Origin of the sequence: Streptomyces sp. XY431 (assembly GCF_001279805.1) — a bacterium.
Classification (GTDB): domain Bacteria; phylum Actinomycetota; class Actinomycetes; order Streptomycetales; family Streptomycetaceae; genus Kitasatospora; species Kitasatospora purpeofusca.
Map to the genome: position 1 here is coordinate 1 of NZ_LGDO01000087.1, position 17296 is coordinate 17296.

General features: G+C 74.6%; 13 protein-coding genes and 1 pseudogene. 5 read left to right on the forward strand and 9 right to left on the reverse strand.

The genetic code is table 11. From position 1 onward, the window contains the following. The first annotated feature begins 95 nt into the window (after positions 1 to 95). Positions 96 to 2600, forward strand: a complete 2505-nt coding sequence (locus ADK60_RS12080) for a helicase C-terminal domain-containing protein (protein WP_045939566.1) — start codon at positions 96 to 98, stop codon at positions 2598 to 2600. Positions 2601 to 2610: 10 nt separating this feature from the next. Here the strand turns inward: ADK60_RS12080 and ADK60_RS12085 are convergent, their stop codons facing one another. After that, positions 2611 to 2877, reverse strand: coding sequence for a hypothetical protein (locus ADK60_RS12085; RefSeq protein WP_045939565.1), 267 nt, complete (start codon positions 2875 to 2877; stop codon positions 2611 to 2613). A 129-nt stretch (positions 2878 to 3006) separates the two neighbouring features. Here ADK60_RS12085 and ADK60_RS12090 point away from each other — a divergent pair, with 129 nt between their 5' ends. After that, the gene (locus tag ADK60_RS12090; RefSeq protein ID WP_045939564.1) at positions 3007 to 3411 is read left to right on the forward strand and encodes a hypothetical protein; all 405 of its coding nucleotides are present in this window, start codon (positions 3007 to 3009) and stop codon (positions 3409 to 3411) included. Between the two features lie 106 nt (positions 3412 to 3517). Next, complete coding sequence (locus ADK60_RS12095; protein ID WP_045939563.1) at positions 3518 to 5155, forward strand: DNA repair helicase XPB; 1638 nt, start codon at positions 3518 to 3520, stop codon at positions 5153 to 5155. A gap of 49 nt (positions 5156 to 5204) precedes the next feature. Here the strand turns inward: ADK60_RS12095 and ADK60_RS44720 are convergent, their stop codons facing one another. Continuing rightward, complete coding sequence (locus ADK60_RS44720) at positions 5205 to 5366, reverse strand: hypothetical protein (RefSeq protein ID WP_159400403.1); 162 nt, start codon at positions 5364 to 5366, stop codon at positions 5205 to 5207. A 291-nt stretch (positions 5367 to 5657) separates the two neighbouring features. Here ADK60_RS44720 and ADK60_RS12100 point away from each other — a divergent pair, with 291 nt between their 5' ends. Further along, positions 5658 to 7709, forward strand: coding sequence for a HelD family protein (locus ADK60_RS12100; RefSeq protein WP_053645570.1), 2052 nt, complete (start codon positions 5658 to 5660; stop codon positions 7707 to 7709). 122 nt (positions 7710 to 7831) lie between these two features. Here ADK60_RS12100 and ADK60_RS12105 read toward each other — a convergent pair whose 3' ends face one another. The 3 genes from ADK60_RS12105 to ADK60_RS12115 form a co-directional block, all read right to left on the reverse strand. Continuing rightward, a complete protein-coding gene (locus tag ADK60_RS12105; RefSeq protein WP_053645572.1) occupies positions 7832 to 8518 on the reverse strand; it encodes a copper homeostasis protein CutC in 687 nt (228 codons plus the stop codon). Between the two features lie 183 nt (positions 8519 to 8701). After that, on the reverse strand, positions 8702 to 9667 hold the full coding sequence (locus ADK60_RS12110; RefSeq protein ID WP_053645574.1) for a hypothetical protein: 966 nt from the start codon (positions 9665 to 9667) through the stop codon (positions 8702 to 8704). Then, positions 9664 to 10071, reverse strand: a complete 408-nt coding sequence (locus tag ADK60_RS12115) for a PadR family transcriptional regulator (protein ID WP_045939559.1) — start codon at positions 10069 to 10071, stop codon at positions 9664 to 9666. Before ADK60_RS12115 ends, ADK60_RS12110 begins: the two co-directional genes overlap by 4 nt. Positions 10072 to 10152: 81 nt before the next feature. Here ADK60_RS12115 and ADK60_RS12120 point away from each other — a divergent pair. Then, positions 10153 to 10794, forward strand: a pseudogene (locus ADK60_RS12120) (HD domain-containing protein); the annotation flags it as partial. 210 nt (positions 10795 to 11004) lie between these two features. Here ADK60_RS12120 and ADK60_RS12125 read toward each other — a convergent pair. From ADK60_RS12125 to groL, 4 genes are all read right to left on the reverse strand, one after another. Beyond that, the gene (locus ADK60_RS12125; RefSeq protein ID WP_053645576.1) at positions 11005 to 13773 is read right to left on the reverse strand and encodes an FtsX-like permease family protein; all 2769 of its coding nucleotides are present in this window, start codon (positions 13771 to 13773) and stop codon (positions 11005 to 11007) included. Next, positions 13770 to 14516, reverse strand: coding sequence for an ABC transporter ATP-binding protein (locus ADK60_RS12130; RefSeq protein ID WP_045939557.1), 747 nt, complete (start codon positions 14514 to 14516; stop codon positions 13770 to 13772). The genes ADK60_RS12125 and ADK60_RS12130 overlap by 4 nt, the downstream gene beginning before the upstream one ends. Positions 14517 to 14666: 150 nt before the next feature. Further along, positions 14667 to 15023: a DUF8819 family protein gene (locus tag ADK60_RS12135; RefSeq protein ID WP_053645578.1), complete on the reverse strand. Its 357-nt coding sequence runs from the start codon at positions 15021 to 15023 to the stop codon at positions 14667 to 14669. Between the two features lie 192 nt (positions 15024 to 15215). Continuing rightward, positions 15216 to 16838 carry a chaperonin GroEL gene (gene groL / locus ADK60_RS12140; RefSeq protein ID WP_030393673.1) on the reverse strand — a complete coding sequence of 541 codons (1623 nt, stop codon included), beginning with the start codon at positions 16836 to 16838 and terminating at the stop codon, positions 15216 to 15218. Positions 16839 to 17296: the final 458 nt, after the last annotated feature.

The following is a 17296-nucleotide window of genomic DNA, read 5'->3' on the forward strand; positions in this document are numbered from 1 at the left end:
GCCTCCGCCCGCCCCCCGCGGAACCCGCCGACGCCCCCGGATCCACCGTCGCCGGGGCCCTCCCGCCCAGCCACCGCCCGACTAACCTAGGTCGAATGACCACACAGCAGGGCCCACAGCGCCAGGCCAAGTCCCTCGCGGGCGCCCGCACCCTCGCCGAGGAGCTGCGCGCCCGGCCCGACGACGACCTCGTCGCCCTGCTCCGGTCCCGCCCCGACCTGCTCAACCCCGTGCCCGGCGACCTCACCCAGCTCACCGCCCGGCTCTCCTCCCGCGCCTCCGCCCTGCGCGCGCTGGAGCGCCTGGACCGCTTCACCCTGCAGACCGCCGAGGCCCTGGCCGCGCTCCCCGACGCCTCCTCGCCGGCCGCCGTGCGCACCCTGCTGGCCGGACCGGCCAAGGTGAAGCCGCACCCCGAGGCCACCCCGCTGAGCGCCGCCGACCGCGCCGCCGTCGCCGCCGCGCTGCCCCGCGCCCTGGCCACCCTGCGCGACCGGGCCCTGCTCTGGGGTCCCGACAACGGTCTGCGCCTGGTCATCGCCGCCCGCGAGGCGCTCGCCCCGACCGCCGCCAACCCCGGCCGCACCGGCCTCGGCCCGACCTTCGCCGAGGCGAGCACCGGCATGTCGCCCGCCCGGCTCCAGCAACTGCTGGCCTCCGCCGGGCAGCCCGCGACGCCCGACCCGGTCACCGCCGTCGCCGCGTTCACCACCCTGCTCGGCGACCGGGCCCGCTGCGAGGCCCTGCTCGCCACCGCCCCCGAGGCCGCGCTGCGACTGCTCGACCGGCTGGTCTGGGGACCGCCCACCGGCACCGTCCCGGACGCCACCCGCCCGGTCACCGCGCAGGACGCCCAGAGCCCGGTCGAATGGCTGCTGGCCCGGGGCCTGCTGCTGCCCACCAGCCCGGGCAGCGTCGTCCTGCCCCGCGAACTCGCCCTGCACCTGCGCGGCGGACGCTCGCACCGCACCGTCGAACCGCTCCAGCCCGAACCCGCGCCCACCGCCGCGCCGCGCGATCCCGGGACGGTGGACGGCGCAGCCGCCGGGCAGGCGCACACCGCCGTCCGGACCGTCGAGGAGCTGCTGGAGCTCTGGGGCCTCACCCCGCCGCCCACCCTGCGCGCCGGCGGCCTCGGGGTACGCGATCTCAAGCGCACCGCCCAGGCCCTGGAGAGCAGCGAGCAGATCGCCGCGTTCTGGCTCGAACTCGCCTACACCTCGGGATTGTTGGCCCCGGACGGCGAGGTCGACGAGCACTGGGCGCCGACGCCCGGGTACGACGAGTGGCTGCGCCTGGACACCGCCGGACGCTGGACCGTGCTCGCCCGCGCCTGGCTCGCCGCGACCCGCGTCCCGGCCCTGGCCGGCACCGCCGACGGCAAGGGCAAGCAGCGCGCCGCGCTCGGCCCCGAACTGGACCGCACCCTCGCCCCGTCCGTCCGCCGCGCCGCCCTCGCCCTGCTCGCCGAACTCCCGCCCGGCACCGCGGCCACCTCCGCCGATCTCGTGCCCACCCTGCGCTGGCAGCGCCCGCTGCGCGGCGGGCAGACCGACCCCGACGGCCGCGACCTGCGCGAACACCTGGTCGACTGGACCCTGGCCGAGGCCGAACTCCTCGGCATCACCGGCCGCGGCGCCCTCGCCGCCCCCGCCCGCGCGCTGCTCACCGCCGAGGCCGACCCCGCCACCGTGCTCGCCCCGCTGCTGCCGCAGCCGCTGGACCACGTGATCCTCCAGCCGGACCTCACCGCGATCGCGCCCGGCCCGCTGCTCACCCCGCTCGCCCAGGCGCTCGCGCTCTGCGCCGACATCGAGTCCAAGGGCGGCGCGACCGTCTACCGCTTCACCCCGGAGTCGGTCCGGCGCGCCCTCGACGCCGGGCGCAGCGCCGCCGACCTGCGGGCCTTCCTGGACCAGCACTCCCGCACGCCGCTCCCGCAGCCGCTCGGCTACCTGATCGACGACGTGGCCCGCCGGCACGGCCTGCTGCGGGTCGGCGCCGCCTCGTCCTACCTGCGCTGCGACGACCCGTCCCTGCTGAACGAGATCCTGGCCGACCGCCGCTCCGCCGACCTGCGGCTGCGGCTGCTCGCGCCGACCGTGCTGGCCGCCCAGGCCGCGCCGGACGTCCTGCTCGGCACGCTGCGCTCGATGGGGTACGCGCCGGCCGCCGAGTCCGCCGAGGGCGATGTGCTGATCACCCGCCCCGACAGCCACCGCACCCCGCCCCGGGCGGCGCCGGTGCCCGTCCCGGACGGCCCGCCGGCCCCGGACGACACCCTGCTCGCCGCCGCCGTGAAGGCGATCCGGGCCGGTGACCGGGCCGCCACCGCCGTCCGCCGGGAGCCCGCCGCCGCGTCCGGGCGCCGACTGCCGCGCACCGCCGCCGCCGAGACCCTGGCGACCCTGCAGACGGCGGTCCTGCTCGGCGAGCGGATGTGGATCGGCTACCTCAACGCGGAGGGCCTCGCCAGCCAGCGGATCATCGACCCGGTGAAGGTCGAGGGCGGCTATGTGACCGCCTTCGACCACCACGACGGCGAGCTGCGCACCTTCGCGCTGCACCGGATCACCGGGGTCGCCGAACTCGACGAGTGACCCTCCGGGCTCAGTGGCCCTGCTGCTGGGCCTCCTGCTCGGCCTGCTTCTGCTTCATCGCCTTGTCCGCCATGGCCGCGAGGTCGCCCTGCCCGACCGGCATCACGGAGTTGGCCCCGGCCAGGTCCGCGAGCAGGAACCCGGGCGCCGCCAGCAGCCCGCCGGGCCCCTCGCCGACACCGGCGACCGCGTGCGCGGAGCCGGCCGAGGAGGCGGTGGCGGCGAAGGCCGTACCGGCCAGGGCGAGAGCGGTGAGAACACGCTTCGACTTGTTCATGCAGGGATCAACGAGCCACTCCCGCCACGGTCACCCCCCGCGTCCCCGGCCGCACGGCCCGTGCCACCGGTTGACGCCCTGCCTCCACCGGCGTAGTCCGGAATCACGGGGGTGACGAAAGGAGTCATCATGCTCGGCGATCTCATCGGCCGGACCGAGAACCGGGACACCGGCCGCCGCGTCCTCGACGCCGGGGACGGCCACGTGGTGGTCGAGGTCTCGTTCGAGTCCAAGGGCAGCTACTACGGCACCGCGGTCAACGGCTTCGGCACCTACGAGTCCGAGGTGCGTGCCGACGGCGGTCTGCGCGGCGAGGGCCAGGGCGTCGACATGACGGCCGACGGCCAGAGCGTCACCTGGCACGGCATCGCGCTCGGCCGCTTCACCGAGGGCGGCGGCACCAGCTGGCGCGGCTCCCTCTTCTTCTCCACCGCCTCACCGCAGCTCGACCGCCTCAACCACGTCGTCGGCCTCTTCGAGTACGAGGTCGCCCCGGACGGCAAGTCCACCGGCACGTACTACGAGTGGAAGTAGCCGCTCGCCGGGGGCGGTCCCGTCCACCCGGCCGGATGCGCGACACTGGAGGGTCGGCGTGCCGCAGGACCCGACAGACCTGTCAGCCAGTGGAGGGCTTCCCCGCGTGAACGACGGACCGCTCATCGTCCAGAGCGACAAAACTCTTCTCCTGGAGATCGACCACCCCAAGGCCGCCGAATGCCGGCGGGCCATTGCGCCGTTCGCCGAGCTGGAGCGGGCGCCGGAGCACGTGCACACGTACCGGGTGACGCCGCTCGGGCTGTGGAACGCGCGGGCCGCGGGCCATGACGCCGAGCAGGTCGTCGACGCCCTGGTGACGTACTCCCGCTACCCGGTGCCGCACGCGCTGCTGGTCGACGTGGCCGACACGATGGCCAGGTACGGGCGGCTGCGGCTGACCAAGCACCCCACCCACGGCCTGGTGCTGAGCACCACCGACCGCCCGGTGCTGGAGGAGGTGCTGCGCTCCAAGAAGATCGTGCCGCTGGTCGGCGACCGGGTCGACCCGGACACCGTGGTCGTGCACCCCTCCGAGCGCGGCCAGATCAAGCAGGTGCTGCTCAAGCTCGGCTGGCCCGCCGAGGACTTCGCCGGCTACGTGGACGGCGAGGCGCACCCGATCGAGCTGGCCGAGGACGGCTGGAGCCTGCGCCCCTACCAGGCGCAGGCGGTCGAGGGGTTCTGGCACGGCGGCTCGGGCGTGGTCGTGCTGCCCTGCGGCGCCGGCAAGACCCTGGTCGGCGCGGCGGCGATGGCGCACGCCAAGTCGACCACGCTGATCCTGGTCACCAACACCGTCTCGGCCCGCCAGTGGAAGCACGAGCTGGTCAAGCGGACCTCACTGACCGAGGACGAGATCGGCGAGTACAGCGGCACCAGGAAGGAGATCCGCCCGGTCACCATCGCGACCTATCAGGTGATGACCACCAAGCGGAAGGGCGTCTACGCCCACCTGGAGCTGTTCGACGCGCGCAACTGGGGCCTGGTCGTCTACGACGAGGTCCACCTGCTGCCGGCCCCGGTGTTCAAGTTCACCGCCGACCTCCAGGCCCGCCGCCGGCTCGGCCTGACCGCCACCCTGGTGCGCGAGGACGGCCGCGAGGGCGACGTGTTCAGCCTCATCGGCCCGAAGCGCTTCGACGCGCCGTGGAAGGAGATCGAGGCCCAGGGCTACATCGCGCCCGCCGACTGCTGCGAGGTCAGGGTCACCCTGACCGACTCCGAGCGGCTCGCCTACGCCACCGCCGAGCCGGAGGAGCGCTACCGGTTCTGCGCCACCACGGCGACCAAGCGCCGGGTGGTGGAGGCGCTGGTCAAGAAGCACGAGAAGGACCAGACGCTGATCATCGGCCAGTACATCGACCAGCTGGACGAGCTCGGCGAGGTCCTGGACGCCCCGGTGATCAAGGGCGAGACCAGCAACGCCCAGCGCGAGAAGCTGTTCGAGGCCTTCCGCAACAAGGAGATCGGCGTCCTCGTCGTCTCCAAGGTGGCCAACTTCTCGATCGACCTGCCGGAGGCGACCGTCGCCATCCAGGTCTCCGGGACCTTCGGCTCCCGGCAGGAGGAGGCCCAGCGCCTGGGCCGGGTCCTGCGCCCCAAGGCGGACGGCCACTCCGCCCACTTCTACTCCGTGGTCGCCCGGGACACCGTCGACCAGGACTTCGCGGCCCACCGCCAGCGCTTCCTCGCCGAACAGGGCTACGCCTACCGCATCATCGACGCGGACGACGTGCTGTAGCGGGCGGCGCGGGGCCCGGCACGCGGAGGGAGCGGTCGGGGCCGGGGGCTCAGTAGCGGACGCCGTCGCGGCCGAGGAGGATCACGCGCGCGGCGGTGTCCAGGGCGATGCCGACGTTGCGGACGGTGGTGGCGAGGGGGTTGCGGCGGCGGCCGGTGGTGGCGGTGGCGCCGGACGGGGCGGTGCGGGTGCGGTGCTGCGATGTGCTCATGCATTCCACGGTAGGCACCCGAACGGCCGCCGCCATCACCCCAAAGGCCGTACCCGGTGGGACGGAGGTCGTCCTCGCGGAGTACGGAGGCCCCGAGTCCGTCAGGGCTGGATCCCCGAGGCCGACGCGGCTAGGGTAGTCCGTCTGCCCCCTCCCGAACCGTGGTACCCGCTGTAGTCGCGCGGGCAGCCGGGGGAGGTGCCGACCGCACGGCAACCGGTCGGCTGTATCCACTGTGAGCTCCTACGATCCGCTGCGCCCGGTCCCCGGGGGCAGCCGGGAAGGTTCGCTGTGCCCGCCACCCCCACCACCGACCCCCTGCAGCGCGAGCGGGACCACCTGGCCGCGTCCAGGTCCGCCCTGCGCGCGATGCGCGAGGACGTCCAGTCCCTGGACATCCGCGACGTGACCGGCACCTGGGTCACCGCCGTCGTGCTGCAGAAGCAGATCGAGGCCCGGATCGCCGCCCTGGCCGACCTCTCCCACACCCCGCTGTTCTTCGGCCGCCTCGACTACCTGCACGCGATCGGCGAGGCCCTGAGCGAGGGCTCCGGCGGCGACAGCTTCTACATCGGGCGCCGGCACGTGCACGACGCCAACGGCGACCCGATGGTGATCGACTGGCGCGCGCCGGTCTCGCAGCCGTTCTACCGGGCCAGCCGCACCGCCCCGCTGGACGTCGAGCGCCGCCGCCGCTTCGGCTACACCGGCGGCGAGCTGACCGCGTACGAGGACGAGCACCTCAGCGATCCGGCCGAGGGCGACACCGCCTCCGCCCTGCTGGCCGCCGAGATCGAGAAGCCGCGCGTCGGCCCGATGCGCGACATCGTGGCCACCATCCAGCCGGAGCAGGACGAGATCGTCCGCGCCGACGTCTCCGGCACCCTCTGCGTGCAGGGCGCGCCCGGCACCGGGAAGACCGCCGTCGGCCTGCACCGGGTGGCGTACCTGCTGTACGCGCACCGGGAGCGGCTGGCCCGCACCGGCACCCTGGTGATCGGTCCGAACAACGCCTTCCTCTCCTACATCGAGCAGGTGCTGCCCGCGCTCGGCGAGCTGGACGTCGCCCAGGCGACCGTGCAGCAGCTGGTCGGGCATGTCGAGGTGCGCGGCGAGGACTCCGCCGAGGCGGCCCGGCTGAAGGGCGACGCCCGGATGGCCGAGGTGCTGCGGCGGGCGGTGCGCTCCGGCATCGCGCTGCCCACCGAGCCCTGCGTGGTGGTCCGCGGCTCCCGCCGCTGGCGCGTTCCGGTCCACGAACTGACGGAGATCATCGAGGAGTTGAAGGGCCGGGAGACCCGCTACGGCGCGGCCGCGGAGGCGCTGCCGCAGCGGATCGCGCACGCCGTGCTGCTGAAGATGGAGCAGTCCGGCGAGGCTCCGGACGACCGGGTGCAGGACGCGGTGGCGCGCAACGCCGCCGTGAAGGCGACGGTCAAGCAGTGCTGGCCCGCGGTCGACCCGGCCAAGCTGGTGCTGCGGCTGCTGTCCGACCCGGAGTTCCTGGCCGGGTGCGCGGAGGGCGTGCTGACCGCCGAGGAGCAGGCCGCGGTGCTGTGGCCCAAGCCGGGCCGCTCGGTGCGGACCGCCCGCTGGACCGCCGCCGACGCCGTGCTGGTCGACGAGGCGATGGACCTGGTGCGGCGCACCGCCTCGCTCGGGCACGTGGTGCTGGACGAGGCGCAGGACCTCTCCCCGATGCAGTACCGCGCGGTCGGCCGGCGCTGCAGCACCGGCTCGGCGACCGTGCTCGGCGACCTCGCCCAGGGCACCACCCCCTGGGCCACGGCGAGTTGGCCGGAGGCGCTGCACCACCTGGGCAAGCCGGCCGCGCACATCGAGGAGCTGACCAAGGGCTTCCGGGTGCCGGAGGAGGTCATCGCGTACGCCTCCCGGCTGCTGCCGTCGATCGCCCCCGGTCTGGCGCCGGCCGGTTCGGTCCGTACGGCCCCGGGCTCGCTGACGGTCCGCCGGGTCGAACCGGAGGAGCGGACCGACGCCGTGGTCGAGGCCTGCCGGCGGGCGCTCGGCCAGGAGGGCTCGACCGGTCTGATCGCCGCCGACGCGCGGGTGCCGCTGCTGGCCGAGGCGCTGACGGCGGCCGGGCTGCCGCACCTCGCCCCGGGCGCCGAGACCAGCGCGGAGGCCCGGCTGACCCTGGTCCCGGCCTCGCTGGCGAAGGGTCTGGAGTACGACTACGTGGTGCTGGACGAGCCGGCCGCGGTGGTCGCGGGCGAGCCGGACGAGCGGACCGGGCTGCGGCGGCTGTACGTGGCGCTGACCCGTGCGGTCTCCGGCCTGGAGGTGCTGCACGCCGAGCCGCTGCCGGCGCAGCTGGGCTGACCCCGACGGGCGACGGCGGGCAGCGGCACCGGTTCCGGTGTCGCCGCCCGCCGTCGTGGAGCTGCCGCTGAGCCGTCGGAAGGCCACCGCTCAGCCGTCGCCCGCCGTCGTAGGGCCACTGCTCAGCCGTCGATCAGCGCCCGCCACTCGGCGACCTTGGCGACGTCCACCGGCGACTGCCAGCCGTCGACCCGCACCGCGCCGCCGACGTGGAAGGCGTCGAAGCCCGCCCCGCGCAGCCCCGGCAGGTGCTCGGCCCGCAGACCGCCGCCGATGAGGATCCGCTGGGTGTAGCCGGGCTCCCCGGCCCGGGCCAGCTCGGCGAGCAGGACGTCGAGCCCCGCGTCCACGCCGCCGGCCGCGCCGGAGGTGAGGAAGGTGTCCAGCCCGGGCAGCGCGCCGACGGCGGCCCGGACGGCGGCCCGGTCGGCGCTGTGGTCGATCGCCCGGTGGAAGGTCCAGCGGCAGCCGGCGATCGCCTCGGCGACGGCCTCGGTCGCGGCCAGGTCGACCGCGCCGTCGGCGTCGAGGAAGCCGAGGACGAACTCGTCGGCGCCCTCGGCCCGGAGCGCGGCGGCGCGGTCGCGCAGCGCGTCCAGGTCGCCGGGGGCGAAGCCGTCCCGGATCCGGAGCATCACCCGCAGCGGGAGGTCGACGGCGGCACGGATCTTGGCGAAGTCCTCCACCCCGGGGGTGAGGCCGTCGGCGGCCATGTCGGTGACCAGTTCGAGCCGGTCGGCGCCGCCCGACTCGGCGGCCTGGGCATCCTGGGGCGTCAGCGCGATGACTTCGAAAATTGGTCTAGACATATTAGACAGAGTGCCACATCGCCCCGGCCCCGGCGAGCCCCGTGCGGCCACTTGGCCGGACAACGCGCACGCCCCGGACAGCGCCGAACGGCACGCCCCGGAAAACGCGGAACGGCCGGACGTTCCGGGCCCACAACCCGGTCGTCCGGCCGTTCGGAGCGACGAGGCCCCGGCCGTCCCCGCTCAGGCGAGGCTCCGGCGACCTCCCGCCCCGGTATCGCGGTGCAGCAGCCCAGCGGCCACCATCGTCGCCACCAGGACCAGGCCCACCACCGGCAGCAGCCGCCAGACCCCGCCGATCGACTGCCAGATCCGGAACAGGCTGAACATCAGGGTCAGCGGCAGCACCGCCAGGCCCATCGCGGCCGGGACCAGCCGGTCGCGCGCCACGAAGAGCAGCGTCAGCAGCGGAACGACCGCCAACGCCGCGCCCGCCTTTCCGTCCATCAGCACCCAGGAGCTGTAGAAGTCCTCCGCCACCAGGACCAGCCCGCCGCCCGCAGCCGCGGCCAGCACCATCGCCCGGTCGCTCCAGGTCGGCCGCCGCTGCAGCAGTTCCTGGGGCGCGAGCGCGAACAGCAGTCCGGCGAACAGCTGCGGGGTCGCCTCGCAGGACTTGTTGAACATCAGCCAGAAGTCGGGCTGGACCAGGACCGCCAGCGCCACCCCCAACGCCCCCACGGCCGCCAGGGCGGCGGCCGCCGTCCGGGCGAGCCGCCACCGGCCGGTCAGCACCGCGCCGACCAGCAGCAGCGGCACCAGCAGCGCGCCGTAGTACCAGGCGTGGAAGGGGACCTGCGCCGCCCGGTCCGGCATTTCCCACATCCAGTCCGGGGCCCGGCCGGTCGCGTCGTGCAGGACCCGGGTCAGCCCCAGCCCCGCGACCGCACCGGCGACCAGCGGCGCCGCCAGCGCGAGCAGCCGCCCGGCGGTGGAGGAGGCGGTCAGACCGGTGCGCATCCGCAGCCCGTACACCCCGAGGTCGAGCGCCTCGCGCGCGGTGGCGAGCTTGCCGCCCTCGGCCGTGGAGTCGGCGAAGACGGCGGACAGCTCGTCGCCGCGCTCCCGCCGGTAGCGGGCCGGGTAGAGCCGGAGCGCGGCCCGGAACGCCACCGGGTCCGCCGTCCCCGGGAAGAACTGGATCGTCATGCGAATGACCCCCTGACCTTGAAGAACGCGAGTTTTCCGCCGCCGGCCACGGGGCGGGCGGCGGTCGGTCGGGCGGACGGCTCGCGGATGGCTGCCAGCCGCCGCTGGGCCTCCTCGGCGACGGCGCTCAGCCGCTCCGCCTCGGTGGTCAGCGCGCCACGCCCGCCCTCGGTGAGGGCGTAGGTGCGCCGGGCCCGGCCGTCGACGATCTCCTCGGCCGCGACCTCGATCAGCCCCTGCTGCAGCAACCGGTCAAGCGCGCCGTACAGGGTGCCGGTGCGCATCTTCACCCGGCCGTCCGAGATCGCGGCGATCTCCTGGATCAGCGCGTAGCCGTGCCGCGGGGCATCGGCCAGCGCGGTGAGCAGGAGCAGCGTCGGCTCTTGCATCGCCCGTTCAGTCATGGAGCTACATATACCTTTCGTCGACATATCATGTCCAGCGGAATCTTTGGGTGGTCCGGCCCGACCCAGCAGAATGGCGCCATGCCGGAAGCCGATGCCCCCGCCACCGAGGACCTCCTCGCCGCCTGGACCGCCCTGCTGCGCCGCTGCGGCTCGGCCACCGATCCCGAACCGGCCGGGCGGGAGCTGCTGCGCCGCTGGTCCGAGCCACAGCGCCGGTACCACACCGTCGACCACCTGCGCGCGGTGCTGGGCCATGTCGACACGCTCGCCGAGCACGCCGACGACCCGGACGCCGTCCGGCTGGCCGCCTGGTTCCACGACGCCGTCTACCGGCCGGACCGCTCCGAGAACGAGGAGCGCAGCGCCGCCCTGGCCGTCCGGGCGCTCGACGGGAGCGGGCTCCCGGCGGCCCGGGTCGCGGAGGTCGCCCGGCTGGTCCGGCTCACCGTCACCCACCACCCCGAGCCCGGCGACCGCGACGGCGAGGTGCTGTGCGACGCCGACCTCGCGGTGCTCGGCGGCGGACCGGAGGCCTACGCGGCGTACGCGGCGGCCGTCCGGGAGGAGTACGCCTTCGTGCCCGAGCCGGACTTCCGCGCCGGGCGGGCGGCGGTGCTGCGCCAGTTGCTCGCGCTGCCCGCGCTCTACCGCACGACCACCGCGCACCGGCGCTTCGACGGCCCCGCCCGGGCCAACCTCGCCGCCGAGCTCGCCGAACTCACCGAGCTGACCGAGCTGACCGAGCACACGGAACTCACCGACCTCACCGACCTCACCGACCTCACCGAGCACACGGAACGACCGGAACTCACCGAGCTCGCCGGCCCTGAGGCACCGGCCGGATCCGGCTGACAGCGCCCGCGGGCCCGCACCGGTGGCCGACCACCGGTGCGGGCCCGCCGCACGACCGTACGGCCCGGACGCCCGCTGTCAGCCCGCCCGCCGCGCCAGCGGCAGCCGGCCCCGGCTGAAGGCGGCCGCCCCCAGCCCGGCCACCACCGGCAGCACCACCGTGATCAGCAGCAGGAGCCCCCAGGGCGCGGCGAACGGCACGGCCGGCGCGCCGATCTGCCCGGACGCGTGCGACCGCAGCAGCCCCAGCGCGGGCACGAATCCGCTCACCGTGCCCAGCACCGCGCCGATGCCCGCGATCAGCGTGCACTGCAGCCCGGCCTGGATCCGGTTCATCCGCGGCGGCGCACCCACCGCGGCCAGCGTGGCCCGGTCGTTGCGCGAGTCGGCGGCGGCCAGCCCGGTGGCCACGGCCGCGGCGCCGAGCACCACCACCACGGCGAACCCGCCGAGCGCGAGGGTGTTCATGTCCCCCTTCGACTGGTAGCCGCGCTCCACCGCCAGCTGGGCGTGCGGGGCGAGCTGGGCCACGGCCGCCTCGGCGCGCTGCTGCGCCTTGCGGTCGGGCGCGACCTCGGGACGCCACACCGATCCGTTGGGCCTGGGCGTGAGTCCGGCCTTGCGCACCGCCTCCGGGCCCATCAGCACCGCTCCGTACCGGGCCGCGTCGGGGTTCTCCACCAGGACCGCCTCGACGGGGACCTCGATCCGCTCCGTCCCCGGCACCTGTCCGGGCAGGACCGGTCCGCCGGCGGCGCCCTGCATCGTCAGCGTCGCCCGGCCGTCGTTCACGAAGGCGCGGTCGAAGACCACCGCCCGGCCCGCGGCCAGGGCTTCCTCGGCCGCCCGGTCGCGCACGCCGAACAGGTTGTGCAGGACCGTCGTGTCGCCGGACAGCACCCGGCTCCCGGCGTTGCCGTACTCCAGGCGCACCCCGGCGCCCTTGGCCTGCACCGTGCTGGAGCAGTTGTCGCAGAACACGTAGGTCACGTCCTGGACGTCGGCGCGGGTGCCCAGGTTCGGCAGCGCCTGCTCGACGGCGCGGCGCAGCCGGACCGTCTCCGGGCTGCCCGGAGCCGCGGGGGCGTCGAGCACGACGGCGCCCAGCGGGGCCGCCGGCCGGTAGGAGGCCCGCTCCTGGGCCTCGGTGCCGGTGCTGTAGACGCCGACGGCGACGGCTCCGGCGACGGCGGCCATCACGGCGGCCACGGCCGGCGCGGTCCGGCCGCGGTGGCGGGCCGAGTCGCGCAGCGCCAGCCGGGGGCCGAGCGGCAGCCGGCCGGCGAGCCGGCCGAAGAGGGCGATCAGCATCGGGGTGAAGAACAGGATGCCGACCTCGGCGGTGGCCGCACCGGCGAGCACCGAGAGCGCCCGCTTGTTGAGCCCGCCGATCAGCGGCGCGGTACCGCTCTGGTAGGTCCCGGCGCCGTACAGCGCCAGCGCCGTACCGGCGCCGACCAGCAGCAGGCCGACGACCGGCAGCAGACGGCTGGGCGTGTTGACGGTGTCGCGGCCGGTGAGGCCGGCCACCACGTCCCGGCGGGCCGCCTGCACGGCGGGCAGCACGGCGGCGGCGAGCGCGGTCAGCACTCCCACGGCGGCGATCGCCAGCAGGTCGAGCGGTGCGATCGCGAAGTGTCCGAAGCGGCTGCCGCCCGCCCCTTCCAGCCAGGGCCGCAGCGCGGCGACCAGGCCGGTGCCGAGCACCACCCCGAGGGCGGCTCCGGCCAGTCCGAGCACCAGTCCGCCGCCGAGCACGATGGCGCGGATGTGGCCCCGGTGGCCGCCGGCGGCGCCGACGAGGGCCAGCTGCCGCCGGGAGCGCCGGGCGCCGACCGCGAAGGCCGGGCCGGCCAGCAGGGTGACCTCCAGCAGCGCCATGCCGACCACGGTGACCAGAACGACCTTCCGCGTGTCGGCCTCGCTGTCGGGGGCGCTCCACCGGCTGGCGTTGTAGGGGACGGCGGCGGTCGGCGGCGGGTCGAGGGCGACCGCCCGCGAGGTCACGGTGAAGCCGTACCGGTTGAGCTTCTGGACGGCGGTCCAGTCGAGCCCGGCGCCGGCGGGCAGCCGGACCAGCCAGCGCTCGGTGCGGACGCCGTCGTCCCGGCCCGCGGCGATCGGTCCGCCCGGGGCGTCCGGCGCGGCGGCGGCCGCCGCGGCCAGCGGGGAGATCACCTGGCCGGGACGGGCGACCAGCTCCACCTTCTTCAGCTCACCGGGGTGCTCGACCACACCGGTCAGCAGGAACGGGGTCTGCTCCAGTCCCTTGACCGTGGTGGAGTCACCGAGCCGCAGTCCGGCCTCGTCGAGGAAGGCCCGGGTGACGGCCGCCTCGTTGCGCGCGGCGGGCGCCCGGCCCTCGACCAGGTCGAGCCGTCCCGACCAGACCGGATCGGTCAGATCGGCCTCGGCGGTGGAGGTGGTGAACAGGCCCTCCCGGGTCGAGGCGCTGACCTCGGGCCCGGGCGTGACCGGCAGCAACACCGAGGCGGAGGGCAGCAGCCCGCCCAGCAGCTCGGCCGAGTTCGCGGCCGCGGCGGCCGCGGGGGCGGCGGCCGGGTCGCTCCGGGCCTCCGGCAGCACCAGGACGCCGTCCTCGGCGAAGGGTGCCTGCTCGACGGAGCGGCCCGGGTGGTGGGCGGAGACCAGCGCGTCCGCCCCGCCCATCAGCCGCTCGACCCGCTCGGCGGGGGTGAGCGAACCGCTCTGGTGGACGATGTCGGCGCCGGTGACACCGAGCACCGGCAGCGCGACCATGGCGATCACCAGGGCGCTGCGGCCCTTGGCCTTGAGGGCGTCGCGGCGGGCGATGCGAAGCGCGACGCGCAGGGCGGAGAGCTTCATCGCCGGCCCCCGTTCCCACCGGTGAGCAGCGGGTGCGCGGCCTGCCCGACGCCGCCGTCGACGACGGCGCCGTCGTTCAGGACGACCACGCGGTCGGCCCAGACGGCGTGGCGGGGGTCGTGGGTGACCATCATGGCCGCGGCGCCGGCGTCGCAGCGGGCCCGCAGCACGGCCAGCACGGACTCGCCGGTGGCGGAGTCGAGCGCGCCGGTGGGCTCGTCGGCCAGGACCAGCCGGCGGTCGCCGACCAGGGCCCGGGCGATCGCGACGCGCTGCTGCTGGCCGCCGGAGAGCTGCTCGGGGAAGCGCTCGGCCAGCTCGGGGATGCCCATCTCGCGCAGGGCGGCCAGGGCCTCCCGGCGGGCGGTCCGGCCGGACACCCCGTCGAGTTCGCGGGGCAGGGCGACGTTCTCGGCCGCGGTCAGCGCCGGGACGAGGTTGTAGTCCTGGAAGACGTAGCCGACCGAGCGGCGGCGCACGGCGGCCAGCCGGGTCCGGTTCAGCCCGCTCAGTTCGACGCCCTCGACCAGCACCTGTCCGCCGCTGGGCCGGTCGAGGCCGCCGGCCAGGGTGAGCAGGGTGGACTTGCCGGAGCCGGAGGGCCCCATGACGGCGACGAACTCGCCTGGGCGCACGGCCAGGTCGACGCCGCGCAGGGCATGCACCTCGGCCTCGCCGTGCCCGTGGGTCCGGGTGACAGCGCGCAGTTCGAGGACCGGACGGGCCGGATCGGGCTGGGACATGGTTCTCCCCACTCATTGCCGAAAAGAAGGACTCGGACGGACTATATATGTCGGTGGACTGCATATACAGTCCAGCGGGTCCATCGGCGCAAAAAAATCGCCGCCGCACCCGGAGGTGCGACGGCGGTACGGAGGAGGGAGGGCCGGCGGCTACAGTCCGCCCACCGCCGCCACGACGGCGCCGCGCTTGCCGCAGACCCAGTGCGGCTCCGGCCCCAGCTCCGGTTCCACGCCCAGCGCGTGCGGGTCGCCGTCGGCCGCGCAGTCCGCGCACAGCGGCCAGCGGCCGTGGCTCTCCAGCAGGGCGTCCTGGACGTCCTGGGCGACCAGGCCGAGCACGTACTCGACGCCGTCCGGCCACTGCTCCAGCCACCAGCGCCGGTGCGTCACGGCCTGCTCCACCAGGGACACCACGGCGGGGTCGGCGGCGTCCCGCGCGGTCAGGTCGGCCAGGATCAGCGCCCGCGCGGTGTGCAGCGCCGTCTCGATGTCGTCTGTCGTAGCCATCCGTCCAGTCTCCCAAGAACGCCCGGAAACCCGGGAATCCACCAACCCCCCGCCCCGGGGACCGACCCCGGGGCAGCGACTCCCGAAAACCGCCCCGGGCAGCGGCCCCGTAGAACGCCGCGAGGGCGGCTCCCCGTCGGGGAACCGCCCTCGCGGACGAAAGACCTGCCGATCCGATCGAAACGATCAGGATCAGAAGTCCATGTCACCGCCCGGCATGCCGCCGCCGGCGGCCGCGGAGGCCTTCTCCGGCTTGTCGGCGATGACGGCCTCGGTGGTGAGGAACAGCGCCGCGATGGAGGCGGCGTTCTGCAGCGCGGAGCGGGTGACCTTGGCCGGGTCGATGATGCCCGCGGCGACCAGGTCGACGTACTCGTTGGTGGCGGCGTTCAGACCGTGACCGGCGGGGAGGTTGCGCACCTTCTCCACCACGACGCCACCCTCGAGGCCGGCGTTGGTCGCGATCTGCTTGATCGGGGCCTCCAGCGCGACCTTGACGATGTTGGCACCGGTGGCCTCGTCGCCCTCCAGCTCCAGCTTGTCGAAGGCGACCGAGGCCTGCAGCAGCGCGACGCCACCACCGGCGACGATGCCCTCCTCGACGGCGGCCTTCGCGTTGCGGACGGCGTCCTCGATGCGGTGCTTGCGCTCCTTGAGCTCCACCTCGGTGGCCGCGCCGGCCTTGATGACGGCCACGCCGCCGGCCAGCTTGGCGAGGCGCTCCTGGAGCTTCTCGCGGTCGTAGTCCGAGTCGCTGTTCTCGATCTCGGCGCGGATCTGGTTCACCCGGCCGGCGACCTGCTCGCTGTCACCGCCACCGTCGACGATGGTGGTCTCGTCCTTGGTGATGACCACCTTGCGGGCGCTGCCCAGCAGGTCGACGCCGGCGTTCTCCAGCTTCAGGCCGACCTCCTCGGAGATCACGGTGCCACCGGTGAGGATGGCGATGTCCTGGAGCATGGCCTTGCGGCGGTCGCCGAAGCCCGGGGCCTTGACGGCGACGGACTTGAAGGTGCCGCGGATCTTGTTCACGACCAGGGTCGACAGGGCCTCGCCCTCGACGTCCTCGGCGATGATGACGAGCGGCTTGCCGCTCTGCATGACCTTCTCCAGCAGCGGCAGCAGGTCCTTGACCGAGCCGATCTTGGAGTTGGCGATCAGGATGTAGGGGTCCTCGAACGAGGTCTCCATACGCTCCAGGTCGGTGGCGAAGTAGGCCGAGATGTAGCCCTTGTCGAAGCGCATGCCCTCGGTGAGCTCGAGCTCGAGACCGAAGGTGTTGCTCTCCTCGACGGTGATGACGCCTTCCTTGCCGACCTTGTCCATGGCCTCGGCGATGAGCTCGCCGATCTGGGTGTCGGCGGCCGAGATGGAGGCGGTGGAGGCGATCTGCTCCTTGGTCTCCACGTCCTTGGCCTGGGCCAGGAGCTGGTCGGAGACGGCGGCGACGGCCTTCTCGATGCCGCGCTTCAGGGCCATCGGGTTGGCGCCGGCGGCGACGTTGCGCAGACCCTCGCGAACGAGCGCCTGGGCCAGCACGGTGGCGGTGGTGGTGCCGTCACCCGCGACGTCGTCGGTCTTCTTGGCGACCTCCTTGACGAGCTCCGCGCCGATCTTCTCGTACGGGTCCTCGAGCTCGATCTCCTTGGCGATGGAGACACCGTCGTTGGTGATCGTGGGGGCGCCCCACTTCTTCTCCAGAACGACGTTGCGGCCCTTGGGGCCGAGCGTGACCTTCACTGCGTCGGCAAGCTGGTTCATGCCACGCTCAAGGCCGCGGCGAGCTTCCTCATCAAAGGCGATGATCTTGGCCATCTGAAGTGGTCCTCCGGGACACGGTCGACTGCTCGGACCAAGGGGTGCCCGCGACGGACGGCCCTGGTGTGCGGGGGTCCATTCCCCTACCGCTCCCTGGGGCCTCACCGACCCGGTCCGCTGTCACTCTCAAGCTGTGAGTGCTAACGCCAATGATTAGCACTCCGGGTAGGTGAGTGCAAGCCCAATCGGGCAATCCGCGAGCCGCGCCGCCCACTCCGCGCACCCGCCCGGGACCACCCCCGACCGCCTCCGACCGGCCCGGATCCGACCGCGCCGCCGGGTCCGCGGCCGTGCCCCGACCCCGGCCCCCGAGGCCCCCGGCGCGGCGGCGGACATGACGGCGGGCCCGTACGACCGAGGGCGCACGGGCCCGCCATGAGAATCAAAAGGGGCCCCAGCCGATGGGCCGGGCAGAACTCCCGGGGGTCGGAAAGGGCAAACCCCCCCGCGGACCC